Here is a 26,469-nt window from a genome sequence, read left to right as displayed (position 1 = left end):
AAAAAGCGAAGATCTTTTTTACTGACTTTTTTCCGGCGGTACCGGGCGTGCCGTCGCTACCTTGAGACGCGATGATCGGACGAATCCCAATCCAGGACATCCAGCCCACGGTCGACTGCGGGCGCCGCCCCGCCAAGGCCGCCGCGGGCGAGACCTTCGAGATCACCGCCACCGTGTTCCGGGAGGGACACGACGCGGTGGCCGCCGGAGCCGTGCTGACCGGCCCGGACGGCGTGCGCGGACCGCTGCTGCGCATGAGGGAGCTGGCTCCCGGCACCGACCGCTGGGGCGTGGAGGTGACGCTGCCCGCCGAGGGCGACTGGCACTTCCGCGTCGAGGCGTGGAGCGACCCCATGGCCACCTGGTTCCACGACGCGGGTATCAAGATCCCGCGCGACATGGACGCCGAACTCATGTGCGAGGAGGGCGCCCGGCTCTTCGAACGCGCGGCCAAGGCCGTACGGCCCGCCGACTGCGGAGGCGCGGCCCGCAAGCCCGCGACCGCGACCGCGAAGGCGGCGGGCGGCGGGACGGCGGGCGGGGCCGGCGGCGCGACGGCGGCGGGCACCCGGACGGCCGGGCGGGAGGCGGTCACGGAGTTCCACGTCTGCGGGCACCGGGCCGCGCTGCTGTCGGTGGCGGCCAAGCTGCGTGACAAGGAGCTCGACCCGCGCGCCCGGTTCTCGGTGGCCCAGCTCCCGGACACGGCGGAGCTGCTGCGCGCGCACCCGCTCCGGGATCTGGTGACCAGGTCGGCCAGGCACGTGATCAGGGTCGACCGGCGCAGGGCGCTGTTCGGCTCCTGGTATGAGTTCTTCCCCCGGTCGGAGGGGGCGATCGTCGACCGGGACACCGCCCCTAAATCCGGAAATTTCACGACTGCAGCGAAGCGGCTGCCCGCCGTCGCGAAGATGGGCTTCGACGTCGTCTACCTGCCGCCCATCCACCCGATCGGGCACAGCTACCGCAAGGGCCGCAACAACACCCTGACGCCGGAGCCGTACGATCCGGGCTCCCCCTGGGCGATCGGCTCCGAGGAGGGCGGGCACGACGCCATCCACCCCGACCTCGGCACCTTCGAGGACTTCGACGCCTTCGTGTCCAAGGCCCGCGAGCTGGGCATGGAGGTCGCCCTCGACCTGGCCCTGCAGTGCGCGCCCGACCACCCGTGGGTCAAGGAGCACCCGGAGTGGTTCAACATCCGCGCCGACGGCTCGATCGCCTACGCGGAGAACCCGCCGAAGAAGTATCAGGACATCTACCCCCTGAACTTCGACAAGGACCCGGAGGGCATCTACGCCGAGGTCAAGCGGGTGGTGCGGCTCTGGATGGACCACGGCGTGCGGATCTTCCGGGTGGACAACCCGCACACCAAGCCGGTGGCGTTCTGGGAGCGGCTGCTGGCCGACATCAACTCCACCGATCCGGACGTGCTGTTCCTGGCGGAGGCGTTCACCCGGCCGGCCATGATGCAGGCGCTGGCCAAGGTGGGCTTCCACCAGTCGTACACCTACTTCACGTGGAAGAACTCGCGGCGGGAGGTCGAGGACTACCTGGGCGAGCTCTCCCACGAGACGTCGCACTTCCTGCGGCCGAACGTTTTCGTCAACACCCCTGACATCCTCCACGAATACCTCCAACACGGGGGAGTCCCGGCATTCCGGATCAGAGCGGTCCTCGCGGCGATGGCGATGCCGACCTGGGGGGTGTATGCCGGATATGAACTTGCGGAGAATGTCCCAGTTCGACCGGGCAGCGAAGAATACCTAGATAGCGAGAAATATCAGTACAGACCTCGCGATTGGGTAGAGGCCGAGCGGGAAGGCCGTAGCCTCGCCCCCTTCATCACGCAACTTAATTTGTTCCGAAGAGCACACCCGGCGCTCCAGGAACTGCGTAACCTACGGTTCCATAGCGTCGACCATCCGGACGTGGTCTGCTTCTCCAAGCGGCTGCCCGGCGCCTACGACACGGCCACACGACGGCACGGCCTGGGCGATGTGGTGCTGACGGTCGTGAATCTCGATCCACACAACACCCATGAGGCGACGGTGTCGCTGGACATGCCGTCTCTCGGTCTCGACTGGCATGCCGAGTTCTTCGTCGACGACGAGCTGTCAGGCGAGTCCTATCGCTGGCGACAGAACAACTACGTGCGCCTCGATCCCCATATCCACCCAGCACACATCTTCACTTTGCGTGCCGCGACGGCGAACCAGCGGTGAGCCGGCCGGGTACGCGATACCGGCAGAACAGCGGGGAGTCCACTGGTGAGTCAGCTACCTGAGCCAATCCCGAACACTTTCGACGAGGAGAAGCCGCGCGATCCGTACTGGTTCAAGCGCGCCGTCTTCTACGAGGTGCTCATCCGGGGATTCGCCGACTCCAACGGAGACGGCACCGGAGACATCCGTGGTCTCATCGACAAACTGGACTACCTCCAGTGGCTCGGTGTGGACTGCCTCTGGCTGCTGCCCCTGTACGAGTCACCGCTCCGCGACGGCGGTTACGACATCGCGGATTTCATGAAAATCCTTCCCGAGTTCGGCGATCTCGGAGATTTCGTGAAATTGGTGGACGAGGCTCACAAGCGAGGTATGCGGGTCATCGCCGACCTGGTGATGAACCACACCAGCGACCAGCATCCCTGGTTCCAGTCCTCCCGCCACGACCCCGACGGCCCGTTCGGCGACTTCTACGTCTGGAACGACGACGACGAGCGCTACAAGGACGCCCGGATCATCTTCGTCGACACCGAGACGTCCAACTGGACCTATGACCCGGTGCGGCAGCAGTACTACTGGCACCGGTTCTTCTCCCACCAGCCGGACCTCAACTACGAGAACCCGGACGTCCAGGACGCGATGCTGGAGGTGCTGCGGTTCTGGCTGGACCTCGGCATCGACGGGTTCCGGATGGACGCCATCCCCTACCTGTTTGAGCAGGACGGCACCAACTGCGAGAACCTGCCCAGGACCCACGAATACCTCAAGCGGGTCAGGGCCGAGGTCGACCGCCTCTACCCCGACCGGGTGCTGCTGGCCGAGGCCAACCAGTGGCCGGCCGACGTCGTGGAATACTTCGGCGACCCGGCCACCGGCGGCGACGAGTGCCACATGGCCTTCCACTTCCCGCTGATGCCGCGCATCTTCATGGCTGTCAGGCGGGAGTCCCGCTACCCGATCTCGGAGATCATGGCCCAGACGCCGAAGATCCCCGAGAACTGCCAGTGGGGCATCTTCCTGCGCAACCACGACGAGCTCACGCTCGAGATGGTGACCGACGACGAGCGCGACTACATGTACTCCGAGTACGCCAAGGATCCCCGGATGCGGGCCAACGTCGGCATCCGGCGGCGGCTGGCCCCGCTGCTGGAGAACGACCGCAACCAGATCGAGCTGTTCACCGCGCTGCTGCTGTCGCTGCCCGGGTCCCCGGTGCTCTACTACGGCGACGAGATCGGGATGGGCGACAACATCTGGCTGGGCGACCGCGACGGCGTCCGCACCCCGATGCAGTGGAGCCCGGACCGCAACGCCGGGTTCTCCAACTGCGATCCCGGCCGGCTTTACCTGCCGGTCATCATGGACCCGATCTACGGCTACCAGGCGATCAACGTCGAGGCGCAGCAGAAGAGCTCCGGCTCGCTGCTGCACTGGACCAAGCGGATGATCGACATCCGCAAGCGCCACCCGGTCTTCGGCCTGGGGGCGTTCACCGAGCTGAACTCCTCCAATCCGAGCGTCCTAGCCTACGTGCGCGAGTTCGGCGACGACCGCATCCTGTGCGTCAACAACCTCTCGCGGTTCCCGCAGCCGGTGGAGCTGGACCTGCGCCGGTTCGAGGGATCGGTGCCCGTGGAGACCATGGGCGGAGTTCCGTTCCCACCGATTGGCGAACTTCCGTATCTTTTGACGCTTCCTGGGCATGGGTTCTACTGGTTCACCCTGCCGCCCGTAACCCAGGAGGCGTAAAGCCGTGTTGACGCAGCTCCTTACCGGCTGGATCACCCATCAACGATGGTTCGCCGGTAAGGGGCGGCCGATAGACGAGCTCGGCATCGATTCCGACGTCGAGCTCGCCCCCGGCCTGCGCCATCTGATCATCTCGGTCCACCAGGCCGGGACGCACGACCGCTACCAGCTCCTGCTCGGCGCCGACGGGCACACCTCCGGCCGCTACAGCCACGCCCGGATCGGCGAGGGCTACTACGACGCCGCCTACGACCCCGACCTCACCGGCACCCTGCTCACCGGGATGGCCGACGGCCACGACCTCGGCCCGCTCCGCTTCCGCCACCTGGAGGGGGTGGAGATCGACACCTCCCTGCGGAGCCTGGTGCTCGGCGCGGAGCAGTCCAACACCTCCCTGGTGTACGGCGAGACCTACATCTGCAAGCTGTTCCGCCGCCTGATCCCCGGCGTCAACCCCGAACTGGAGATCGTCACCGCCCTGGCCCGGCACGGCGCCCACCACATCGCGCAGCCGTACGGCTGGATCGAGACCGACCTCGACGGCGAGCCCACCACCCTGGCCATGACCCAGGAGTTCCTCGCCACCGCCAACGACGGCTGGGCCCTGGCCCTGGCCAGCGTCCGCGACCTGTACGCCAGCTTCGACCCCTCGGCCTGCGACGCGGGTGGCGACTTCAGCTCCGAGGCCTACCGGCTCGGCGTGGCCACCGCCGAGGTCCACCGCGAGCTGGCCGCCGCCTTCCCCACCGACGTGATGGAGTCGCAGGACGTCAAGCAGATGGTCGAGGACCACCGCCGCCGCCTGGCCGGCGCGATCGCCGAGGTGCCCCAGCTCGCCGCCTACGCGCCGGTGGCCCAGGAGGCCTACCAGCGGGTCGCCGACGTGGTCGCCGAGATCCCCGTCCAGCGCGTCCACGGCGACTACCACCTCGGCCAGGTGATGCGCACGACCACCGACTGGGTCGTCCTCGACTTCGAGGGCGAGCCCGGCCAGCCCCTCGCCGAACGCCGCGCCCTGTCCTCCCCGCTGCGGGACGTGGCCGGCATGCTCCGCTCCTTCGACTACGCCGCCCGCCACCTGCTGGCCGACCATCCCGACGCGGACGAGTTGCGCCCCCGCGCCATCGAATGGGCCGAGCTCAACCGCTCCTCCTTCCTGGCCGGCTACTCCGCCGGCGGCGGCCGCCTGCAGGCCGAGGACGCCGTCCTGCTGCGCGCCCTGGAGCTGGTCAAGGCCGTCTACGAGGTCACCTACGAGGCCCGCAACCGTCCGGCCTGGCTGCCCATCCCGATGGCCGCCTTCCAGGTCGAGCGGTAGAGGACCGCCGGGGTCCCCCACCGGTGCCGCCTGTCAGGACCTGGCTCCGCGCCCCGGTCCCGGGAGCCGGTCGCGGGACCCGCTTCCGTGAGCCGGTCGCACGAGCCGTACGGAAGGTCCGGTCCCGGAACGGGCTTGCACTTGACGTAAGCGTCAAGCTTTAACGTCGTCGGCGACAGCCTTCAAAGCCCGTGCGGGACTGTCCTGCGCGGCGTCCGGCCTGCCGAGGAGCCACCATGACCGTCGCCGTCCCAGCCACCCATCGCGAGGTGCACCTGACCGCTCGCCCGGAAGGGGCGCTCAGCACCGATCACTTCCACGTCGTCGAGGTTCCGGTCCCCGAGCCCGGAGCCGGCCAGGTGCTCGTGCGCAACCGTCTCATGAGCGTCGTCGCCGTGATGCGCACCCTGGTGGGGGACGGCGCCGGCCTGCCCATGCCGCCGTACGGACTGGGCGAAACCCCGTGGGCCCCGGCCCTCGGCGAAGTGGTCGCCGCGCCGGGCGCCGGCCTGAGCGTCGGCGATCTCGTCACGCATACCCAAGGCTGGCGCGAGTACGCGGCCGTCGACGCGGCCGCCGCGCAGCGCGTCGACCCCGAGGCGCTGCCCGATGTGGCCGCCCATCTCTCGCAGGGACTGACCGCCTGGCTGGGCATCGTACGGGCTGCCGAGGTGAGGCCCGGCGACACGGTGTTCGTGTCCGGTGCGGCGGGCGGCGTCGGTTCCCTCGCCGGACAGTTCGCCCGCCTGCGTGGCGCGGCGCGAGTGATCGGCAGCACCGGTTCCCGGCTCAAGGGCCGGTATCTGGTCGAGGAGCTGGGTTACGACGCCGCCGTCATCCGGGGGGAGGGTCCCATCGAGGACCAACTGCGGGAGGCGGCCCCCGACGGCGTCGACGCGGTCTTCGACAACGTCGGCGGCGAGCAGTTGTCGGCCGCGCTGGCGGTGGCCCGCCGCGGCGCCCGCGTCGCGCTTGTCGGCGCGCTGTCCAGCCAGCTGTCCGGTGGCTTCAACGCCCCGGTCGAGATCGACAGCGCCTCTCTCATCCTGCGAGGGATCACGCTGCGCGGAATGTCAGGCAGCGATCATCTGGACGCGATCCCGCAGGCGATGCGGGACTTGGGCCGTGGGCTGCGCGAGGGCACCATCACCTTCCCGCACGCCCGCCTGTCGGGCATCGACCAAGCGCCGCGGGCATTGTGCGAGTTGCTTGAAGGACGTCACATCGGTGCGGTACTGGTGGAGCTGTGACCCAGACCGGAAGGACCTGAAAATGCGCATCGGCGAGGCGGCGGCGTCCGCGGGTCTCACCTCGAGGGCACTGCGCTACTACGAGCAGCGGGGCCTGATCGCGGCACGGCGCACGCCGTCGGGCCACCGCGAATACAGCCATGATGACGTCCACCGGCTGCGGGCCGTACGCGAGCTGCTGGAGGCGGGCCTGACGATCGGCGACGTACAGGACTTCGTCCACGTCCTCGACATGCGGTTCCCATCGGACGGTGAAGTCTCCGCGACCGTCACGGACGGGTCGAGCCGCTGCCCGGTCGCCGAGGTCACCGGCCGGCGGCTGGCCGATCTCGACAGGCGCATCGAACGGCTGACCGAGCTGCGCGCCCGCCTCACCGAGGCGCTCAACCACCGGTTCGGCGAGCTGTTCCTCGGCCCCGACCAGGCGCGTGACCACAGGCCGGAGCAGGCGGCCTGACGAGCCGCGGGGCGGGCGGCCCCGGGCACGGAGGGTGCCGGGGCCGCCGTGACGCGGGGGTCAGCAGATGACGAGCAGACCTGTGATGGCGGAGCAGGTGGCCGAGGCCGTGTCGTTGGCCGGCTGGGTGTCGGCCGGGGCGCTGTCGAGACGTCCGGCCGTGACGGTGAGGCGGTTGCTGATGGTCAGCAGCTGGGTGTGCAGGCCCAGGGACCTGGTCACCGAGCCGCCCGCGGGCAGGGAGCCGAGGTCACAGGTGACGGTGCGGGCCCCGGTGTCGGCGGCGCAGCCCGGGGCCGCCGGCCGGGCGAAGCCCGCCGGGTAGGTGAAGCGCAGCCGCGCCGCGGTGGCGGTGGCCGGCCCCCGGTTGGTGACGGTGGCGGTGAAGGTCGCGTAGACGACGCCCAACCCCTTGGGGGAGGCCGCCAGCGAGACGGCGAGGTCGGCGGCGGGCGGGGTCTCGTTGATCGTCAGGTCGCCGAGGTCGGTGGTGACGGGGCCGTCACCGAAGTTCTCGGTCAGGGTGGCGTGCAGGGGGACCTGGCCCGACGCGGTGGTCTTGAAAGGAAGATAGATCAGCGTGCGGTTCGTGTCGCCCGGATCGAAGTCGCCCCAGTCGACGGTGACGGTGCGGCTCGCGGTGTCGCCGGTGACGGCCCGCGTGTGGCCCTCCACATCGGACGACCACCAGGACAGGTCGCCCGCGTCGAGACTGCCGTCGGCCTCGGGGGCGAAGGTGATGGTCAGCGGGGCCGTCTCGATCCTGCGGTCCGAGGTGTTGGTGTAGACGAGGTCCAGCAGGGCCTCGGCACCGGGGGCGACGGTCCTGGACGCGGTGAGCGTGATGTGTCCGGGCTGCCCGATGGTGATCGTGGTGGCCTCTTCGGCAGCGGCGCGCTGCGGGCCCGCCAGTCCGGCGGCGACCAGGAGCGCCAGCAGGAGGCCAGACACCACGGATGTCCGGTGCGCACGGCCTGGCGCGATGCCTGTCGTCGGGAACATGCCTTCTCCTTCATGCTCATGGCTTATGCGGCGAAGAACAACACCTGGATGGTCGCCGTGCGGGGCCCCGCCGTTCTCCGCTCGGCACGGGGCCGGAGCAGGCAGGCGGGATCGCTCCGTACAGGGCGATATGCAGAGTGTGACGGATCTTCATGAAACATGAGGTGTTTCCGGCATATCAGATGAGATCAGCATGAATTCTGCTTCAGCCGGAGAAGGCCGGCCGGCCCGCCGTTCAGCCGGCCCCGGCGGTGCCGGGGGCGCTACGGCTCGGGCGACAGGGCCTCGACCAGGTCGCGGATGGTGCTGCGATGATCGCCGGGCCGCCACGCGAGGGCGAGCACGCTCGGGGACAGACCCGTGACCGGGATCGTCATGATCCCCGGCCGCCGGTAGATCTCGGCGTTGCCGGCGGCGAGCAGAACGATGGTGTCGCCGCTCTCAAGCGCCGCGAAGGTCTCCTCGGCGTTCGTCACGGTCGTGCAGACCACCGGTGACCGCCCGCCGCGCTCGTCGGTCGCGAGCCAGTGGTCGCGGAGCGGGCCGGCGCTTTCGGGGAGCGCCAGGAAGTTCTCCTCCAGGAGCTCGGCGAAGGCGACCTCGTCCCGTCCGGCCAGCCAGTGGTCGTGCCGGAACGCGACCCAGCGCGGCTCTCGGGCCACGACCCGGATGTTGAGATCGTCCTGACCGGGGAACGGCAGCCAGACGAACGCCACGTCGACCTCGCCCTCGGCCAGGCCCGCCGTGGGGTCGGTCCAGTTGACCTGGCGCAGCCGCAGGTCGCAGCCCGGCTGGCGTTCGGTGAACCGTTCCCGCAGCGTTCCTAGGAGGCCGCGTCCGACACTGGTCGACATGCCCACGGTCAGCCGTGAGGCGACGGCGGCGACGGCGGCGTCGACGGCCTGCTGGGCCTCGTCCCACTGCTGGAGCAGCCGGCGGGCGGCCGGCAGCAGCGCCTCGCCCGGCGCGGTGAGCCGCACCGTGCGCCGGTCGCGGTCGAACAGCCTCACCCGCATCAGCTCTTCGAGCTGGCGTATCTGCTTGCTGAGCGCCGGCTGCGAGATGAACAGGCGCTCGGCCGCGCGGGTGAAGCTGAGCTCCTCCGCCACGGCCACGAAATACCTCATGTCACGCAGATGAGCATCCATAACGGTCGGCTATTACAGCAGATATTGGACATGCGGGGAAGGCCGACGCCACGATTGCGGCATGAGCACCACGGAGGATCGCCACCTGGTGACCGTCGGCGGCGCCACCGCGCTCCGCACGGCGTCGTCCCAGGTCACGAGCCGCCTCACCGATCCGTTCGGCCCGCCGCCGTGGACGCCGGGCGGCACCTGCCGCTTGGCCCCGCACACTGCCCGATGACGGCCCGACCGGCGGGTTCTTCCGCGACGGCCGTCCCCTCCCCTGATGAACGCCCGGAAGGACAATGAAATGATCTTGGTGACGGGTGCGACAGGCAACGTCGGCTCCGAAGTGGTCCGGGCCCTGGCCGCAGCCGGTGAACCCGTCCGGGCGCTGGTGCGGAAGCCGGACACCGTACCGCTGCCGGACGGCGTCGAGGCGGTGACGGGTGACCTCAACCGGCCGGGGAGCATGACCGGAGCGCTGGGCGGGGCCCGCGCGGTGTTCCTGCTCCCCGGGTACGAGGACATGCCGGGCCTGGTGGCCGAGGCCCGGCGTGCGGGAGTGGAACAGGTCGTGCTGCTGTCCGGCGGCTCGGCCGGGAGCGGCGACATGACCAACGCGGTGACCCGTTTCATGGCCTCGTCCGAGTCCGCCGTGCGGGAGTCCGGGCTGCCATGGACGTTCCTGCGGCCGAGCGCGTTCATGTCCAACGCCCTGCGCTGGCTGCCGCAGCTCCGGTCCGGCGATCGGGTGCGGGTCCCGTTCCCGAACGTCCGCGCGGCGAGCGTCGACCCGTACGACATCGGGGCCGTCGCCGCCCGCGCGCTGCTGTCGGACGAGTACCGGGGCGAGATCCTCCGGCCGACCGGTCCGGTCGCGATGCCACCCGCCGACCAGGTGGCCGTGCTGGCCGAGGTCCTCGGCCGCGATCTGGAGTCCGTGGGCCTGACGGACGAGGAGGCGCGCACCGACCTGCTCGCCACCATGCCCGTCGAGTACGTGGACGCGTTCTTCGACTTCTACGTGAACGGCTCGCTCGACGAGTCGATCGTCCGCCCGACCGTCCGCGAGGTCACCGGCCGCGAGCCCCGCACCTTCGAGCAGTGGGCACAGGCCCACGCGGACGACTTCCGCTGAACCTCCTCGCACCCCAACCTCACCAAGGCTCCAGATGAACCAGAGATTGCGGCGCCTTCTCGCCGCAAGCTCCGCCGCCGCATGCGCGATCGCGTCGGTGGCGGGCTGTTCGAACGACGACAGGCCCGCGGCGCCGACCGCGCAGAAGGCGGAGCCGGGACGCTTCGCCTCGTCCAACCCGGGCTCGGTCAACACCTACTGGATCCAGGCGCCGGAGGGCCTGATCCTCATCGACACCCTGCGCACGCCGGCCGATGCCCGGAAAGCGGTGGCGGAGATCGAGAAGACCGGAAAGCCGGTCGCCGCCATCCTGCTCACCCACTCCCATCCCGACCATGTGGGCGGGGCGGGCGCCTTCCACGAGGCGTTCCCCGAGGCCCCCATCTACGCGTCCAGGACGACCGACAAGACGATGCGGGAGGACAGCCGGGGCTTCTACCCGCTGGCCCGCTCGGCGAACGCGGACTTCCCCGCCAAGGTCACCTACGCCGACCGGACCTTCGAGGACGGCGCACCGTTGCAGGTCGGCGGCCTCCGCTTCGAGACCGCCACGTTCGCCCACGGCGAGTCCGACACAGCGGACGTCTACTACCGTCCCGACACCGGTGACCTCTTCTCCGGTGACCTGGCGACCGGTAAGGTCACGCCCGCGCTGATCGAGGGGACCAGCTGTGGCTGGCTCCAGATCCTCGATCAGCTCGGTGGGCGCTTCTCCGGGGCCAGGACGATGTACCCGGGACACGGTACCGCAGGCCCGGCCCGCGCGTTGATCGACGAGCAGCGCCGGTATCTCCAGGTGTTCCGCGCTCTGGTCCGGCCGGCCGTCGCCCCGGACTCGCCCGAGGGCAGGACGGTCGGCCCCGGCGAGCAGAAGTCGATCATCGCCGAGCTGGACCGCGCCTACCCCGGCTACCCACCGGTCGCGGACCTTCCGACCATCGTGCAGGAGAACATCAAGGCCGTCGCGCGCGAGCTGTCCGCCGAGGACCCCGCGGAGACGCCTGCCGCCTGCGCGGACACCCCCCAGGAAGCGGCGGACGGGCTGCTCGCGCCGGTGAGCGCCTACGTCACCGCGGTCAACGGCCGGAACCTCGACGCGCTGGCGGGAGCGTTCGCCGCCGACGCGGAGCTCGTCGACGTCGGGCGGCGTTTCAAGGGGCGCGCCGCGATCCGCGACTGGGCCCGGGCCGAGGTCATCGGCGGCAGCCTGACCGTCATCAGGGTCGCCGAGAGCCGGCCCGGTCACCAGCGCCTCCTGGTGCGCTTCGCCCCCGGCGGCCAGGGAGGCTTCGACGCCTACTACGCCTTCACCGTCGACGGCCCGTCCATCACCGAAGCCGAACTGACCTATGCGAACTGATCGAAGGAGCGAACGTTCATGACCACCGTACAGAAGGTGAAGTTCTCCGCCGGTGACGTGACGCTGACCGGGAACCTGTTCCTGCCCGGCGGCACCGGCCCGGCGCCGGGCATCGTGGTGGCGGGCACCTGGACGAGCGTCAAGGAGCTGATGGCCGACCGGTACGCCGAACGGCTCGCCGACCGCGGGTTCGCCGCCCTGTCCTTCGACTTCACCGGCTACGGCGAGTCCGAGGGCGAGCCTCGCGACCACGAGGTGCCGGAACGGAAGGTCCGCGACATCAACCACGCGGTCACCTTCCTCGCCGAACATCCTGCGGTGAACGCCGCCCGTCTCGGCGCCCTCGGTGTCTGCGCGGCCGCGATGTACATGAGCGGGAACGCCGTCGACGATCCCCGCGTCCGGTCGCTGGCGCTCGTCGCGCCCTGGCTGCACGACCCCGAGATCTGCCGGGAGGTGTACGGCGGCGAGGAGGGCGTCGCGGACAAGCTCGCCGAGGCCGCACGGGCACGCGCGAAGTACGAGGCGACCGGCGAGGTCGAGTACGTGCCGGTCGTCAGCGGCTCCGACCCTCGCGCCGCCATGCCGTTCGACATCGACTTCTACCTCAACCCCGACCGCGGCGGCCTCCCGCAGTGGCCCAACCGCTTCGCGGTGATGGCATGGCCGGACTGGCTCGGCTACGACTCGATCTCCCTCGCCTCCCGCATCGCCCAGCCCGTCCTGCTCGTCCACAGCGAGGACGCCGCCATCCCGGACGGGGCGCGGCGCTTCCACGCCGCGCTGGCCGGGCCCAAGGATCTCGTCTGGACCGAGGGCGACCAGTTCGCCTTCTATGACCAGGAACCGCAGGTCACGACGGCGGCGGACGCCGCAGCGGCCCACTTCACCCGCACGCTGCCCCGCGGATAGGGGGCTGACGGACAGGGGATCAGCGGGGGTCGCCGACCTCCACCCGCTGCCTGCGGTAGCCGTCGCCGTGGCCGTCCGGCCGGTAGCCCCTCTCGACGTTGCCGGCGATGTCCACGGCGAACCAGCGCACCTCGGTGGTCCGGCCGACCGTGAGCTGCTGTGCTCCCTCGCGCATCCCCGCGGCGGCGAGCTTGGGCGAGCTCAGGGTCGGACGGCTGCCGTCCAGCGTGTAGTGAACGTTGGCGGGCTCGTCGGTCGTGAACGTGAACGTGGCCGACGTGCCGGTCCGGCCGGTCACCTTCAGGTCCGACCGGGGACGGTCCCTGTCGCCGGCGAAGGCCCGGGCGATCTCCAGGATGCCGATCTGGCCGGACGCGAACTCCATCGCCTCCTCGTGTCCCTCGGCGAAGTCCGGCTGGAAGCCGACCGCCCGGAACTGCTTGGTCGCCGGGTCGTAGAGGTCGGCGCCCACCTCGAAGTCCCAGCCGATGACGCCCCGGCCGTACCAGTGCTCGTCGGCGCTGTTACCGGCCGCCGAGTAGAGCACGTCCGGGACCGGACCGGTGCGGCCCGGCCAGATCGCCGTGCCGCGCCAGGACTGGACCGCCGAGAGGATGTGGCCGGAGGCGTCCCAGAAGAAGCTCTCCGTGCCGTAGTCGACCCGCGGCAGCACCTCGCGTCCGGCGGCCTTGTACGCCCCCGGCGGCCACATGAAGTAGCCGCCGTAGGAGTGCGTGTTCATCGCGAACCGGATGTTTGGATACTGCCGGGTGAGCCAGACCTCGTTGCGCGCCTCCGGCTCCGACAGCTCGGCCGGGCCCGCGAAGGTGTCGCTGGTGCAGTTCGTCGAGGCGCCGCTGTAGCCGTCGAACACCGAACCGACCGAGAAGTTGCGGTTCAGGTCGACGCCCCAGGAGTTGCGCCGTGCCGGGTCGGCCGCCTCGGCCGCGCAGTGGTTGGTCATGTTCCGGCGCTGGAAGTTGTAGTCGTACATCGAGTAGTGGGCGCCGTCGGGGTTGACCGTCGGCATGATGAAGATGTCGAGGTCGTCGACCACCTTCCTGGTCCGCCCGTCGCGGGCGTAGTTGCGCAGGAGCCGCTCGGCGGTCTCCACGCAGACCAGCGGGGTCACCCACTCGCGGGCGTGCTCCTGGCAGTAGAGGAAGACGCCGGTCTTCGAACCGTCCCGCTTCTTGCCGATGCGCAGCGCCTTCACCTGGAACGGGTCGCGCGAGACGCTGTCGGGCGCCTTCAGGCTGTCGGTCAGCCTGGTCGCCGGTGCCGCCGCGACCACGCCGCCGCCGGCGTCGCCCCGGTAGGTGGCGGCGCTCAGCAGCGCCGACGCCGCGGCGTCGGCGTTGAGCGCCGCCACCACCTGGCGGGCGGTGCTGCTGACCGCGGCGGACCCGTCGGTGGCCAGGGTGACCACGACGTCCTTGCCGTTCACCGACACGCTCAGCGCGCCGGAGGCGGTCTCGGGCCTCACCAGGGCCAGGCTGACGTCGTTGCCGCCCTCGGACCCGTACGCCTTGGACGACACGTGGAACGTGCTCGCCGGGGCGGCGCCGAACTGCGCCTGCGCCGCCCGGCGGTAGCCGTTCGTCCGGTACGGCAGGTCGACGATCTGCGAGATCCTCGGGAACTCCCGGGCCAGCGCGGTGATCCGGCCGGTCACCTCGGTCGGGTCCATGTAGTGGTCGACGAAGTCCGCGACGTAGTGCCTGCCCGGCGCCTTGCGCGGGGCGCCCAGCCACTTGGTCACCGGCACCGTGACCGAGCCGCCCCGGCTGCTGGTGACCGTGGCCCGGGTGGGGGCCGCGGTGACGGACAGCGGCGAGTTGAACCGGTGGTACATGTACTGGCCGGCGTCGGTGAAGCGGGACATCGTCGCGGTGCCGCCGGAGTCGGGGCCCGTCCCCTCGCCGCTGTCCCAGGTGACGGTGAGCACCGTCTGCGCGTCGGTGGCGCTCGACTTCACCTCCACCGACAGGAAGCGCTGCCCGTCGAGGCTGGTGAACCACTCGGCGCGGAGCGGGGTCAGCCGGTCGGTCTCCTCCGCCGCCCCGGCCGCCAGCGCGATCGCGGCCCGCCGTTCGGTCGCGTTCTCGGCAACGTCCGCCTGGTCGGAGATGGCACCGCCCACGTCGAATCCGAGGTCGCGCAGCCCCTGGGCCTCCCGGGGACTCAGTACGGCGTGCACCTCGAAACCGCCGTCGACGGGTTTCTTGTACTCCGCGAGGTCGACGCCCATGGAGTTGAGCCGGTCGACGCCGGCCTGGTCGGGGACGACGACGCGGAGCAGGGCCACGCCGTCCTGACCGGCGCCGGACAGCCGGTCGGGCGCGACCTCACCGGGTGGCGGGGACGGGTCGGCCAGGACGGGGACCGAGCTGAGACCGAGGGCGGCGGGCAGGGCGAGCAGGGCCGCGAGGCGGCCGGCTCTCCTGCCGTTGCGAGAGCTCCCCATAAGAGATTCCTCCAGTTGGCGCACGGCCCCGGACAGCAGGTCACCCGGCAGGAAATGCGCAATCGGCAAGAATCTTCACAAAATGGTGGATCACCGTCAAGGACCGGAGTAAACGCGTCCGATGCCGCGTGCCGCCCCGCTCCCGGCGCTCGCGCGGCAGGCGGCGGCCTTCCGCCCATCACCCGGATCCGCAGTTTATCCACCACCGTGATCAATGCAGCGGAAAATCGCCGATGTCGCAGCTCGGACCGGCCGGCTCCGTTGTCCGGCGTCGATCGCCCGGCTCCGGAGGATGATTTCCGACCCACCACCGGATTTCCTGGGAAACTATTCAAAGCCAGGACGGATCGGCAAAATGGATCTTCTGGCTCCCCGCACGGTCCTGTCGGCTCCAGAAGAAGGCACGGTCCCGCATGTCTCCCACCCGCAGCGAGAATCCGCCGGACGGCCACCCCGAGACCTCCCCCGGCGACACCCGGGCCGCGGCCCCGACGAGGCCGGACCGCGTCACCACCTGGATCACCGTCGTGGGGACGGTCGTCGGCACACTGATCACCGCCTCGGGAGCGATCTACGTCGCCGCCGTCAACAACCCCGGCAGGGCCGCCGAGGTGGCGGCCGGCGTGATCGGCGAGAAGGCGGTCGTGACGCGGAGCGTCACCGCGACGGTGACGGCCACGGCGACGGTCACCGCCCCGGCGGACGGGAGGCCGCAGGCGCAGAGCAGCCCGGCACCGGGAGGCACCCCGCTCAAGACCGGCGACGCCGCGGCCACCAAGGAGTGCGCCCCGGAGCACTACGGCCGCGGCTACTGGGAGGACGGGTCAGCGGCCCTCGCCGGGGCCGAGGACAAGTTCCCCGCGATGATCTGCACCGTGGAGGACCCGGGAGCGATCATCGGATGGCTCGACTACCCGGTGCCGGACGGAGCGACCGGACTGACCGCCCGCGTGGGCATCGACCGCCAGTCGCCGAACCCCACGGTGCGCCTGCAGTTCAGCGTCCTCACTTTGGACGGCAAGGCCCTGGCCAGGAAAGACGTCGACTACCGGACACCGACGACGATCGAGGCCGACGTGTCGGGACAGCCGCGCGTGCGGCTCCAGGTCTCCCTGCTGGGCGGCGATGACATCGACGAGGGCAACGGCGCGACGGCCGCCTGGATCGACACCCAGTTCGTCTCCTGACGGGAGCCGGACGGCGGGAGGCCGCACGGCGGGAGGCCGGGCGACGGGAGCCCGCTCCCGGCCACCCCGCCCAGGAGGCACGGCGCCCGGCCGGTCACCCCGGGGAGCGGCCCTCCGCGATCACGGTCATCCTCTGCGGGCCGATGCGACATGAACTTCTCCTCACAACGCGCCCGGAGCACCTGTTGGATCCGAATCATCGAATTCGACCGCAGGAGAATCATTCCCGCAGACGGGGGAGCGGGAACGCCGCCACCCGAATTGCTCCGGACCGGTAAAACGCAGCCCCCAATCCCGCCATACGGCAATGTTTAATATCGCCTTACTTTCTGTGAAGTAATCTGTCAAGCCATTGATTACCCCATAACACCATGAAATACCGGGTTCCTCACCTCACCCCCCGCAAGGAGGAAATCCCGGTGGAAACTCCCCCCACCATCGAAAGGGCGAGCCGGTTCACCCGCCGTCTCGCGATCGCGCTGGGAGCCACCCTGGTGGCCACGGCGATCGGTGGCGCCCAGGCCGCCGTCGCGCAGGAGCCCGCCAAGGACACCCGCACGCAGGCCATCGAGCAGGCCGGTCCGGTACCGGGCGGCTTCGCCTCGTGGAAGGAGCTTCTGGCCACCCAGGAACGGCTGGTCCGCGCCGCCGACCGCATCTCCGCGGCGGCCCGGGAGCCGGGCGCCGACGGCTACGCCGGCATCATCGCCGCACCGGAGAACCACGGACTACGCCTTTACTGGAAGGGCGACACTCCCGAAGCGGTCGACGCCCTCCTCGGCGAGCTCCGCGGCGACGTCGCCGTCAGCGTCCTGCCGGCGCGCTACTCCGCGCGCGAGCTGGCACGCGAGACCGCCCGGATCACCCGGAAGGCCGGCGGTGTGATCACCTCGGTCGCGCCCCGGCCCGACGGCTCCGGCCTGACCGTGACCGGTCTGAGCGCCAGGTCGGCCCGCTCCGCGCTCACCGACGTGACGGTGCCGGTCACCGTGGAGGTCGGCGTCCGCCCGACCCTGGCGACCCGCTGGGACGACTCGCCGCCGTGGTGGGGCGGGGGCGCCTGGCGCAACACCAGCGGCGGCGGCTGCTCCACCGGCTTCGCCGTCTCGCACGGAGGCGTGACCAAGATGCTCTCCGCCGGTCACTGCGGGGCGGTGGGCAACACGGCCACCGATCCGACCGGCCAGGTCATCGGGAACATCTCCGAGGACGACAACGGCCGCGACGTGCTGCTGATCAACGCGGGATCGCAGGGCCGGGTCTTCAACAACGTCGTCGGCAACACCGCCAGCGAGTTCAGCAACCCGGTGATCGGCACCTTCGGCAGCTACGTCGGCCTGTGGGTGTGCACCTCCGGGGCCTACTCGGGCACCAACTGCAGCATCCAGGTCCAGCAGACCGGCGTGAGCATCAACGTCGGATACTGGATCACCGGCACCGTCTGGGCGGAGCAGTCCGCGCACACCAACGCCGTCGGGCAGGGCGACAGCGGCGGCTCGGTCGAGGTCATCAACTCCGCCAACACCGCCCAGGTGTACGCGGCGGGCGTCAACACCGCCATCGACGGTGGCACCGCGGTGCCGTGCACCGGCTACGTCACCAGCGGCCGGACCTGCGCCTGGCGGATGTACTACACCCCGTGGAGCAACGCGGTGGCCTCCTTCCCCGGAATATCGATCGTCCTGGGATGAGCCCCCGGCACACCCGGTACGGCTGAGAGCGGGGCCCGCCACGGCAGGGAACGCCGGGGCGGACCCCTTGACCGGACGCAGGAGGTCCGATCCGATGCAGACCCTAGCCGAAGACCCGGGCCGATCCGGGTCCGTTGGTCCGCTGACCAGCCACCGACACCGCTCGGCCACCGCCGACGCGGGCACCCGCCGTACGCCCACGGGGCCGCGAGCCTGCCGCACCGGACCCACCACGGCCGGCAGCGGCCCGCCTCCGCGCGGGTCCGCGCCCGGATGACCGTACGGCGGCGCCTCCGCCCGATCCCACGCCGGAGAGAGGGCACCGAGGGTTCCGGCTGCCTGGACCGCGACTACTGGAGATCGACGCCCGGCCGGGTCACCGGTGGGCGCGGAGCGCCGCGATGAACCATTCGAACGCCGCGACGCTGGGCGGGAACGGCGGCAGGCCGTTGACGGCCCCGATCAGCTGCCAGTACCGCTCCACCCGCCGGTCGGTGAACATCTCCAGCTCGTCGGCCAGCCGGAGGCGTTCCCCGGCGGGGGTGTCCGCGCCGATGATCCGGTGCAGGACCGCCCCGCCCTCGGCGGACTCCGGGGCGACCCCGGCGGCCAGCGCGCCGCCGGCGTGCTCCAGGATCGGCCCGTGGTCGTAGTGCTGGGGTTGCTCGCCGGGCTCCGCGCCCGCCACCGCCATCTGGCGCACGCGCTGCCGGAAGGACTCGTCGGCGACGAGCTCGGCGAGCTCCATCCAGGCGTCCACCTGCTCGGCGCTGGGGTCGTCCGGCAGCTCCGCCGGCATCTGGCGCATCATCCGCGCGATGTGGGCCCCCGGCGTGTCAGGGTCGAGGCCGGCGAAGGTCTGGTCGACGAAGTCGTCGATGACGCGCTGCCGCTCCTGGGCGGACATCCTGGCCAGTCTGTGCATGAGTCTCATCTCCTCGGTGGTGCTCCCTCGTCGGGCGACCGACCGCAGCACCGCGCGCCGCAGTTGCAGGACGCGGATCTCCGCGTCCAGGGCATCGGCGTGCGCTCCGGCGATCTCGGCGACGGTGCCCTGGACGCGCAGGATCCGCCGGACCGTCTCCAGGTCCAGGCCCAGCTCGCGGAGCGTCCGCACCAGGTCCAGCCGGGCCACCGCCGCCACGTCGTAGAGCCGGTAACCACCGGCCGAACGGCACGTCGGCGGGACGATCCCCAGGTCGGACCAGAAGCGGATGGTGCGCACCGGCAGCGCGGTACGGCGGGCGAGCTGCCCGATGGTGAACAGCCCGGTGCGGTCGTCCATGGGACCACCTTCGACCTTCCAGCCGCTGGAGACTCAAGTCCTGAGGCCGACCTCACTCGGTCACCGCGGTCGCGACGGACTCATGGGGAGGGGCCGCAGGGCCACGGCCGGACGGCCGGGACGCTCACGGACCAGTTTGGCCGGCCAGCGCGCGCAGGGCGTCGGCGGTGAATCTGTCGAGGGGGTAGAACAGCTCGATCGCCAGCTCCGACAGCGTCACATCGGCCGGAGCGCCGAACGTGGCCATGGTGCCGAACATCGACAGCTCGCCGTACGGAGTGCGGATTCTCAACGGCACCTGCACCGGGCTCGGCCGCTGTCCCGGGCCGCCGGTCTCCCCCGACTCCTCGTCCGCAGGGACGGGGTAGCGGCACACCTCCTCGTAGAGCGCGCGCAGTTGCGCGTCTCCGGTGGCGCTGACCTGGCGGCGCAGCCGTTCGAGGGAGAGGGATCGGACCTCGCCCAGGTTGGCCAGGTGCGCGGCCAGCCCGTCGGGGTGCAGCAGCAGCCGGAACACGTTCGGCCGCGGCTCCAGCAGATGCGGCGGTATGCCGTCCATCAGGACGGACATGGCCCGGTTGCCGATCAGCACGTTCCAGAGCCGGTCGACCACGACGGCGGGATACGGCTCGTGCGCCGTCAGCATGGTGTCCAGAGCCGAGCGGATCGACGCCATGTACTCGTCGTCGAGGCTGCTCTCCCGGTAGGCCGGCGCGTAGTCGGCGGCCAGCAGCAAGGTGTTGCGCTCACGCAAGGGGACGTCCAGGGCGGCGGACAGGCGCAGCACCATCGCCCGGCTCGGGCGCGCCCGGCCGGTCTCCACATATGACAGATGCCGCGCGGAGGTGTCGGCCAGGAGGGCGAGGTCGAGCTGGCTGAGCCTGCGGCGCTGCCGCCACTCCCTCAGCAGGGCACCCACCCGGGACGGTCGCTCCACATCCATGCCCGGGAGACTAGCCACCGTGAGGTCACCACTGCCATCACCTCGGAGGTCATTGAGCCCATGACCGGGGTGATGGCAACGTCTCTTCCGGCCAGGGCCCGACCGGGCCCGTCCACGGAAGGAGACCTGTATGAGCAGCGTGACCGGGGCCGCCCGGCCCCCGGCGGCCGGCGGTGGCGGGTCGGACCTGCTGCGCACGGTCCTGCGGATCGACGGCTGGAGCACCGCCGTCTTCGGCGTCGTCATGCTCGCCGGCAGCGGGCCGCTCAGCGGTCCGCTCGGCCTGCCGACCACCTGGTCCGTCCCGTTCGGGGTCGCCATGCTGGGTGGGGCCGCCGCTCTCGGCCTCATCGCCGGCTATCCGCGGATCCCCCCGCGCCACGCCGCCTCCGTCGTCGCGGGCAACGCGCTGTCGTGCGTGGCGCTCCTGCTGCTCACCTTCGCGGACGTGATACCGCTCACCGGTCCGGGGGTCGCCTTCATGCTCGTCGGAGCGCTGGTGGTCGCGGTCTACGCCGGGCTCGAGTTCATCGGCCTGCGACGCTCCATGAGCGCCGGCGCCCGGGAAGCCATGGCCTGAGAAGCCCCACCGGCGCGGGGCTGGACGTCTTCGAGACCGAGCCGACCGCCTTCCGGGCCCGGCCTGACCCGGCAAAGTGGATCAACAGCGCAATACGCCTTTCGAACCGACCAGACGCCTCGGCGCGACTACACTGCGCGACTACAGGTCAACAATCGGTAAAGAAGGTGCTCGTGGGGCGACGGCGGATCATGATGACGCTCGCGGGAGCGGGGGTGGCGGCCGTCGCGGGGACGGCGCTCCTGCTGTCCGGCGGGCAGGGGTCGCAGGCGGCCGGGGCCGCACCGGCGGTGCCCGCCGCGGGAGATCCGCTGACCGGCCAGGAGGTCACCCGGGCGGGCGACATCGCCTCGGCCGTCTCCCGGGCACACCTGGCCGCCGGACGGGTCAAGCTGCTCTACGTCGAGCGCGACGACGGCAAGGACGCCGAGGAGCGGCGGCGGGCCGACGCCTACCTGTACGACTACGCCACCGACAGGCTGATCGTGCGGACCGTGGACCTCGGCCAGGGCAGGGTCGTGGCGGAGAGCGTGACGCAGGGCGTGCAGCCGCCGCCGTCCGGGGCGGAGGAGCTCAGAGCCGCCGAGCTGCTGCTGGCCGACCCGGAGTACGGCAGGGGCGTGCGCGAGTCCTACGCCAGGGCGGCCGGCCGGCCGCTGCGGTCCGCCTCCGACCTGGGGCTCCGAGGGCTGATCTTCACCCCCGGCCAGGAGGGCGGGGCCCGCCGGTGTGAGACCCACCGCTGCGTGCGGCTGTTCGTCCGGCTCCCCGGCAACACCTGGCTGGACACCAGCCGGATCGTCGTCGACCTGTCCGCCAAGCAGATCTACACCCTGGAGTGGTGACCTTGTCCCTGCGTCCGGCCCTCTCCCGGTCCCCGCGCCTGGCCCTCGCCTGCGCCGTGCTGCTCACCTGCGGTCTCGGTCCGGCGCCGGCCGCGCGGGCCGCGCCGGGCCCCCACTCCGCCGCCGCCCGCTCCGGGCCCGTCGCGCGGGCCTCCGCCGCGCCCGCCGCGCCGGCCGCGCAGCCCCCGTGCAGCGCGCCGTACCGGATCGACAGGACCCTGCCGAACGGCGCGCGCTGGCAGCTCTGCTGGGAGATGCGCAACATCGAGGGGCTGGTCCTCACCAAGGTCGTCTACACCCCCAGGGGCAACAGCCCGGTCAGCGTGCTGCGCAGCACCGCGCTGGCCCAGATCCACGTCCCCTACGACAGCGGCAGCCCCCGCTACCACGACATCGGGGCCCTCGGCGACTCCGCCATCCCGTTGCAGGCCGCCGACTGCCCGGCCGGCGAGCGCCGCCTGCAGTACGTCTGCGTGACGACGCGGGCGCGCGGCCACGCCTACCTGAAGCCCGGTTACGAGGAGCCGAACATCTCGGCCCAGGGGCAGGATCTGGTGGTGTTCGCCGCCTTCCAGGTCGGCTGGTACACCTATCTGGCCGAGTGGGCCTTCTCCGACGACGGGGCGATCACCCCCCGCGTGGGCGCGACCGGCTCGCTGGCCGGGTCCACCACCACGCCCGAGCACGGCTGGCCGATCGGCGTGGGCAGCGCGGACTTCGAGGAGAGCCACAGCCACAACATCTTCTGGCGTCTCGACTTCGACATCCAGGGCGAGAGCGGCGACGTCGTCGAGCAGTACGACTTCTCGGGGTCCGGCACAGCCAAGCGGAGTCTCACGCGCACGGCCTTCGCCCGGGAGGGCAAGGCCGTCAACGGCCGGATGCGCTGGTGGCGCGTGGTCGACCGCGGGGTCCGCAACGCCGACGGGCACCCCGTCTCCTGGGAGCTGAACAACTCCGACAGCGCCGAATACCGCGGCCCGGCCGGCGAGGCGTTCACCCGCGCCGACCTCTACGTCACCGACTACCGCTCCTGCGAGCGCCTGGCGACCACCAACCCCGCGCCCGGGTGCGCGGAGTCCGTCGACCGTTACGTCAACGGCGAGACGGTCACCGACCCCGTGCTCTGGGTCAACGTCGGCTTCCACCACGTCGCCCGCGACGAGGACGCCGACCCCATGCCGACCCACTGGCAGGGCTTCCGCATCACCCCCCGCGACGTCACGGCCAAGAACCCCCGTTGAGCCGCGCGCCTCATGGCGCTCCCGTGGAAGCGGGTCCTACGGCGCAGGCGGCCGGTCGGGCTCCCCGGAGCTCCCGCCCGGCCCGTCGGCGGGGAGGCCGAAGCGGGCTCGCCGGTCCGGGGGCACCAGGCCGAGGTAGCCGGGGTGTCGCTCGATGTAGCCACGGATGAACGGGCAGAACGGCAGGACCGACATCCCGGCGGTGCGGGCGGCGTCGAGCGCGCCGCGCGCGAGGATCGAGCCGAGTCCGCGGCCTTCGAAACGCGGATCTATCTCCGTGTGGGTGAACGACAGCTTCTTACCTGCCCGCCTGTACACGGCGGACCCGGCGGTCTCCCCGTCGACGAGGATCTCGAACCGGCCGGCCCGAGCGTTGTCGACGACCTGCGGTTCCGTCTGACCCATGCTCGCTGCTCCCGAGGTCGACATGTGTCCGTGCTCTCCTTCTCGCGCTTTCTCGCGGCGGGGTCAGGCGGCGATGGCCGCGTGCATCTCCCACACCAGGATCTCGGCGGGTTCGGTGGCGGTGACCCGCTGGCCGCCGGTGGCGGTGAAGCGGACGGCGTCACCGGTGCCCAACGCCCCGGCGCCTTCGAGGGTGACCGCACCGCGGGGCACGAACAGGTGCAGGAACGGCGCTTCGGGAAGCTCGACGCTCTGGCCAGGCCGCAGGCGGGCGGCGTGCAGGGCGGCGTAGCGGTTCTTGATGCGGATGGCGGAGGCCCCGTCATGCTTGGCCATCCCGGACGCGACCGGCACCAGGCCGCCGGCCAGCAGCTCGCCCTCGATCTCCAACTGCTCGTAGCCGGGGGCGATCCCGGGCTCGTCCGGCACCACCCACATCTGCACGAAGTGCACCGGCTCGTCGTGGGGCGCGTCGCCCCGCAGCCGCCAAGAGTCGTTCTTCTCCGAGTGCATGATGCCGGTGCCGGCGCTCATGCGCTGGGCCAGTCCCGGATAGATGACGCCGTTGTGGCCCTCGGAGTCCTGGTGCACGAGGGAGCCCTGGAGCACCCAGGTGACGATCTCCATGTCGCGGTGCGGGTGGGTGTCGAACCCGCTGCCGGGGCGCACGATGTCGTCGTTGTTGACCAGCAGCACCCCGTGATGGGTGTTGCCCGCGTCGTAGTGGCCTCCGAACGAGAAGGAGTGCTTGGAGTCCAGCCAGGCGATGTCGGTGACGGACCGCTCGTCGGCGCGGCGGACGTCCACGGTCGGGGTCGGCGGGAACACGGTCATGAGATTGATCCCCTTTCGGGTCCGGAAAGGCGCACGGGCGTGGAAGGCGCGGGTGCCTGCGTGGGTCGCGCGGACGGCCTGTGCCGGTCGCGCGGACGGCCTGTGCCGGTCGCGCGGACGGCCTGTGCCGGTCGCGCGGACGGCCTGTGCCGGTCGCGCGGACGGCCTGTGCCGGTCGCGCGGACGGCCTGTGCCGGTCGCGCGGGTGCCTGCGCGGGTCCTGTGGTCCCGTGGGTCCATAGTCCCGCGGGACGCGGGCCGGCGGTGCGGCGGCCGGGCGTGGCCCGGGGGCGACGCGGCGGCCGGACGTGGCCGGTGACGGCCGCGTCAGGCGTTCTTGACGGCGGAGACCTCGAACTCCAGCACGATCTTTTCGCTGACCAGGACGCCGCCGGTCTCGAGCGCGGCGTTCCAGGTGACGCCGTAGTCCTTACGGTTGATCGTCACAGCGCCCTCGAAGCCGACGCGCACGTTGCCGAACGGGTCGGTCGCCGCGCCCTCGTAGGTGAAGGGGATCGTCACCGTGTTGGTGACGCCCTTGATGGTCAGGTCACCGGTCACCTCGAAGTCGGCGTCGCCGGTCTGGCGGACGGCGGTGGAGACGAAGGTGATCTCCGGGTAGGACTCCATCGCCAGGAAGTCGTTGCTGCGCAGGTGCTCGTCACGCTGGGCGTTGCGGGTGTCGATGCTCGCGGCGCTGATGGTCACCGTGGCGGTCGAGTTGGCCGGGGTGTCGCCGTCGAGCACGGCGGTGCCCTCGAACTCGTTGAACGCGCCGCGGACCTTCGTCACCATCGCGTGCCGGGCGACGAACCCGATGCGGGTGTGAGCCGGGTCGATGGTGTAGGTGCCGGTGAGCTTGGCGAAGTCGGTGGCGGTGGTCGTCATGGTGGTCTCCTCCTGCGGTTCGGCCATCCAGTGGATGACGTGTCATCTATGCGCCTCAACTTACATGACGCATCATCTATTCCGCAATCTCCATGACACGTCATCCAGAATGGGTAGAGTGGGGGACATGAACAGCCCTCGATGGCTCGACGACGACGAGCAGCGCGCCTGGCGGGCCTACATACGGCTCCAGGGGCGGCTGACCGCCCGGCTCAACCGGCAGCTCCAGGCCGATTCCGGCCTGTCCCTGGCCGACTACGAGGTGCTGGTGCAGCTCACCGACGTCCCGGACGGGCGCCTACGCCCCTTTGAGCTCCAGCGGGAAATACAGTGGGAGCAGAGCCGCCTGTCACACCACCTGAGCCGGATGCAACGTCGTGGTCTGATCGACCGCGAGGAGTGCCCCGACGACGGCCGGGGAGCGTTCATCGTGGTCACCGACGCCGGCCGCCACGCCATCACCGCCGCCGCGCCCGGACATGTAGAGACCGTTCAGCGACTGTTCTTCGAGGGGCTCACCCGCGACCAGATCGCCGCGCTGGAGCGGCTGTCGACTCAGGTGCTCGCCCGGCTCGACGCCGTCTCCGAGGACGTCCCCCGAGGGTGATCCGTCCCGCCCCCCGGCGTCGCGGAGATCGGTTCCCGGGAACGGGCCGGAGGCCGCTCCCGGCGCCACGGCACCGGCGGGGCCTCGCGCCGGCCTTCCCGCGACGTCACGGCGGAGAGCCCGCGCCGGCCCAGGCCCGGCGGCCCTCCTGACATCTGGTGATCCGCAGCACCACCGCGACCGCCAGGGCCGCCGCGACCAGCGTGACAGCGAGGCCGTAGGCATCGAACCCGGACCCGGCCCCGGACCCGGACCCGGAGGCGAGTGAGTCCGGGGCCCCCATCGCGAGGAGCAGCCCGGCGGCCAGCGGCAGCACCCAGAACCCGAGCAGCCACGACACCCACCAGGCCCAGATCAGCCACGAGTGCACCTCTTTGCCGATGTGCTCGCCGCGCACGCCGCCGGGCCGGGAGACCGCCCAGACGTCGTCCACGATCTGCTTGGGGATCCACCAGTTGAGGACCGGCAGGAACCAGCCCAGCACGGCGAGGATCCGGGGCCAGCGGTGCGGGACCCGGCTCAGGGAATCGGCGTTCGCGCGGGCCCGCAGGAGCCAGACCACGAAGGCGACCGCCGCGACGGCATGGGCCAGATACCGGAGCAGGAGGAACGTCGCGGCCACGGCCAGGCCGTCCGGCCCCTGCGGGCCCGCCTCCTCCACCAGCCTGCTCACCGTCGGGGCGAGGTGGGGCCCGCCGAGCACCCAGAAGATCTCGGCCGCGGCGGCGACCGCCAGCGTCGCCACCGCCGCCGTGGCCGGTCCCCGCAGGGGGCGCAGGGAGTGGGGGTGCATCGCCGTCCTCTGTGTGATCAACCGGATCGGCGGACAGTATTTCCATAAGCGACATGCGACGACAATCAGGGCTTTCCTCACGGGCGGCTTCGCACGTTTTCGCAACACGCATGGTGATAGCGGACAGGGGCATGGGTTGGAGCGCCCCGATAGGGCAGG

General features: G+C 71.0%; 24 protein-coding genes. 15 read left to right on the top strand and 9 right to left on the bottom strand.

What is annotated here, in order from left to right; all coding sequences use genetic code 11:
* The first annotated feature begins 71 nt into the window (after window positions 1-71).
* The 5 genes from J2S55_RS23210 (at window position 72) to J2S55_RS23190 (ending at window position 6,999) form a co-directional block, all read left to right on the top strand.
* Window positions 72-2,225, top strand: coding sequence for an alpha-1,4-glucan--maltose-1-phosphate maltosyltransferase (locus J2S55_RS23210; protein WP_306864706.1), 2,154 nt, complete (start codon window positions 72-74; stop codon window positions 2,223-2,225).
* 45 nt (window positions 2,226-2,270) lie between these two features.
* On the top strand, window positions 2,271-3,974 hold the full coding sequence (treS, locus tag J2S55_RS23205; RefSeq protein WP_306864703.1) for a maltose alpha-D-glucosyltransferase: 1,704 nt from the start codon (window positions 2,271-2,273) through the stop codon (window positions 3,972-3,974).
* Window positions 3,975-3,978: 4 nt separating this feature from the next.
* Window positions 3,979-5,292 carry a maltokinase N-terminal cap-like domain-containing protein gene (locus J2S55_RS23200; RefSeq protein ID WP_306864700.1) on the top strand — a complete coding sequence of 438 codons (1,314 nt, stop codon included), beginning with the start codon at window positions 3,979-3,981 and terminating at the stop codon, window positions 5,290-5,292.
* A gap of 236 nt (window positions 5,293-5,528) precedes the next feature.
* A complete protein-coding gene (locus J2S55_RS23195) occupies window positions 5,529-6,542 on the top strand; it encodes an MDR family NADP-dependent oxidoreductase (RefSeq protein WP_306864699.1) in 1,014 nt (337 codons plus the stop codon).
* Between the two features lie 22 nt (window positions 6,543-6,564).
* On the top strand, window positions 6,565-6,999 hold the full coding sequence (locus J2S55_RS23190; RefSeq protein ID WP_306864696.1) for a MerR family transcriptional regulator: 435 nt from the start codon (window positions 6,565-6,567) through the stop codon (window positions 6,997-6,999).
* A 60-nt stretch (window positions 7,000-7,059) separates the two neighbouring features.
* Here J2S55_RS23190 and J2S55_RS23185 read toward each other — a convergent pair whose 3' ends face one another.
* Window positions 7,060-8,001, bottom strand: a complete 942-nt coding sequence (locus tag J2S55_RS23185) for a hypothetical protein (protein ID WP_306864693.1) — start codon at window positions 7,999-8,001, stop codon at window positions 7,060-7,062.
* Window positions 8,002-8,264: 263 nt separating this feature from the next.
* Complete coding sequence (locus J2S55_RS23180) at window positions 8,265-9,128, bottom strand: LysR family transcriptional regulator (RefSeq protein ID WP_306864687.1); 864 nt, start codon at window positions 9,126-9,128, stop codon at window positions 8,265-8,267.
* An 82-nt stretch (window positions 9,129-9,210) separates the two neighbouring features.
* Between J2S55_RS23180 and J2S55_RS23175 the strand changes: the two genes are divergently transcribed.
* From J2S55_RS23175 to J2S55_RS23160, 4 genes are all read left to right on the top strand, one after another.
* Window positions 9,211-9,369 (top strand): hypothetical protein, encoded by a 159-nt coding sequence (locus J2S55_RS23175; protein ID WP_306864685.1) that lies wholly within the window; start codon window positions 9,211-9,213, stop codon window positions 9,367-9,369.
* 69 nt (window positions 9,370-9,438) lie between these two features.
* The gene (locus tag J2S55_RS23170; protein ID WP_306864681.1) at window positions 9,439-10,269 is read left to right on the top strand and encodes an NAD(P)H-binding protein; all 831 of its coding nucleotides are present in this window, start codon (window positions 9,439-9,441) and stop codon (window positions 10,267-10,269) included.
* A gap of 34 nt (window positions 10,270-10,303) precedes the next feature.
* Window positions 10,304-11,629 (top strand): MBL fold metallo-hydrolase, encoded by a 1,326-nt coding sequence (locus J2S55_RS23165; protein ID WP_306864679.1) that lies wholly within the window; start codon window positions 10,304-10,306, stop codon window positions 11,627-11,629.
* A gap of 18 nt (window positions 11,630-11,647) precedes the next feature.
* Window positions 11,648-12,541, top strand: a complete 894-nt coding sequence (locus tag J2S55_RS23160; RefSeq protein ID WP_306864677.1) for an alpha/beta hydrolase — start codon at window positions 11,648-11,650, stop codon at window positions 12,539-12,541.
* Window positions 12,542-12,560: 19 nt separating this feature from the next.
* Here the strand turns inward: J2S55_RS23160 and J2S55_RS23155 are convergent, their stop codons facing one another.
* Complete coding sequence (locus J2S55_RS23155) at window positions 12,561-15,008, bottom strand: M14 family zinc carboxypeptidase (RefSeq protein ID WP_306864676.1); 2,448 nt, start codon at window positions 15,006-15,008, stop codon at window positions 12,561-12,563.
* Between the two features lie 413 nt (window positions 15,009-15,421).
* Between J2S55_RS23155 and J2S55_RS23150 the strand changes: the two genes are divergently transcribed.
* On the top strand, window positions 15,422-16,195 hold the full coding sequence (locus J2S55_RS23150; RefSeq protein WP_306864675.1) for an NPCBM/NEW2 domain-containing protein: 774 nt from the start codon (window positions 15,422-15,424) through the stop codon (window positions 16,193-16,195).
* A 419-nt stretch (window positions 16,196-16,614) separates the two neighbouring features.
* Window positions 16,615-17,886 (top strand): chymotrypsin family serine protease, encoded by a 1,272-nt coding sequence (locus J2S55_RS23145; protein WP_306864672.1) that lies wholly within the window; start codon window positions 16,615-16,617, stop codon window positions 17,884-17,886.
* A gap of 376 nt (window positions 17,887-18,262) precedes the next feature.
* On the opposite strand, the gene J2S55_RS23140 is transcribed toward J2S55_RS23145, so the two are convergent.
* Both J2S55_RS23140 and J2S55_RS23135 read right to left on the bottom strand, forming a co-directional pair.
* Window positions 18,263-19,171 carry a MerR family transcriptional regulator gene (locus J2S55_RS23140; RefSeq protein ID WP_306864671.1) on the bottom strand — a complete coding sequence of 303 codons (909 nt, stop codon included), beginning with the start codon at window positions 19,169-19,171 and terminating at the stop codon, window positions 18,263-18,265.
* Between the two features lie 124 nt (window positions 19,172-19,295).
* Window positions 19,296-20,114 (bottom strand): helix-turn-helix domain-containing protein, encoded by an 819-nt coding sequence (locus tag J2S55_RS23135; RefSeq protein ID WP_306864669.1) that lies wholly within the window; start codon window positions 20,112-20,114, stop codon window positions 19,296-19,298.
* Between the two features lie 130 nt (window positions 20,115-20,244).
* On the opposite strand from J2S55_RS23135, the gene J2S55_RS23130 reads away from it, so the two are divergent.
* The 3 genes from J2S55_RS23130 (at window position 20,245) to J2S55_RS23120 (ending at window position 22,783) form a co-directional block, all read left to right on the top strand.
* Complete coding sequence (locus J2S55_RS23130; protein WP_306864667.1) at window positions 20,245-20,694, top strand: hypothetical protein; 450 nt, start codon at window positions 20,245-20,247, stop codon at window positions 20,692-20,694.
* A 173-nt stretch (window positions 20,695-20,867) separates the two neighbouring features.
* Window positions 20,868-21,539, top strand: a complete 672-nt coding sequence (locus tag J2S55_RS23125; RefSeq protein WP_306864665.1) for a hypothetical protein — start codon at window positions 20,868-20,870, stop codon at window positions 21,537-21,539.
* On the top strand, window positions 21,536-22,783 hold the full coding sequence (locus tag J2S55_RS23120; RefSeq protein WP_306864663.1) for a copper amine oxidase: 1,248 nt from the start codon (window positions 21,536-21,538) through the stop codon (window positions 22,781-22,783). Before J2S55_RS23125 ends, J2S55_RS23120 begins: the two co-directional genes overlap by 4 nt.
* Window positions 22,784-22,819: 36 nt before the next feature.
* Here J2S55_RS23120 and J2S55_RS23115 read toward each other — a convergent pair whose 3' ends face one another.
* From J2S55_RS23115 to J2S55_RS23105, 3 genes are all read right to left on the bottom strand, one after another.
* A complete protein-coding gene (locus J2S55_RS23115; RefSeq protein ID WP_306864661.1) occupies window positions 22,820-23,188 on the bottom strand; it encodes a GNAT family N-acetyltransferase in 369 nt (122 codons plus the stop codon).
* Between the two features lie 63 nt (window positions 23,189-23,251).
* Window positions 23,252-24,022, bottom strand: a complete 771-nt coding sequence (locus J2S55_RS23110; RefSeq protein ID WP_306864659.1) for a pirin family protein — start codon at window positions 24,020-24,022, stop codon at window positions 23,252-23,254.
* A 327-nt stretch (window positions 24,023-24,349) separates the two neighbouring features.
* Window positions 24,350-24,937 (bottom strand): YceI family protein, encoded by a 588-nt coding sequence (locus J2S55_RS23105; protein ID WP_306864658.1) that lies wholly within the window; start codon window positions 24,935-24,937, stop codon window positions 24,350-24,352.
* Window positions 24,938-25,037: 100 nt separating this feature from the next.
* Here J2S55_RS23105 and J2S55_RS23100 point away from each other — a divergent pair, with 100 nt between their 5' ends.
* Window positions 25,038-25,517: a MarR family winged helix-turn-helix transcriptional regulator gene (locus J2S55_RS23100; RefSeq protein WP_306864656.1), complete on the top strand. Its 480-nt coding sequence runs from the start codon at window positions 25,038-25,040 to the stop codon at window positions 25,515-25,517.
* A gap of 106 nt (window positions 25,518-25,623) precedes the next feature.
* Here J2S55_RS23100 and J2S55_RS23095 read toward each other — a convergent pair whose 3' ends face one another.
* Complete coding sequence (locus J2S55_RS23095) at window positions 25,624-26,310, bottom strand: DUF4328 domain-containing protein (RefSeq protein WP_306864654.1); 687 nt, start codon at window positions 26,308-26,310, stop codon at window positions 25,624-25,626.
* Between the last annotated feature and the right edge of the window lie 159 nt (window positions 26,311-26,469).

The sequence above is a fragment of the Streptosporangium brasiliense genome, from assembly GCF_030811595.1.
Classification (GTDB): domain Bacteria; phylum Actinomycetota; class Actinomycetes; order Streptosporangiales; family Streptosporangiaceae; genus Streptosporangium; species Streptosporangium brasiliense.
The sequence above is the reverse complement of the archived record's forward strand: the minus strand, read 5'-3'. Positions and strand labels throughout refer to the sequence as shown.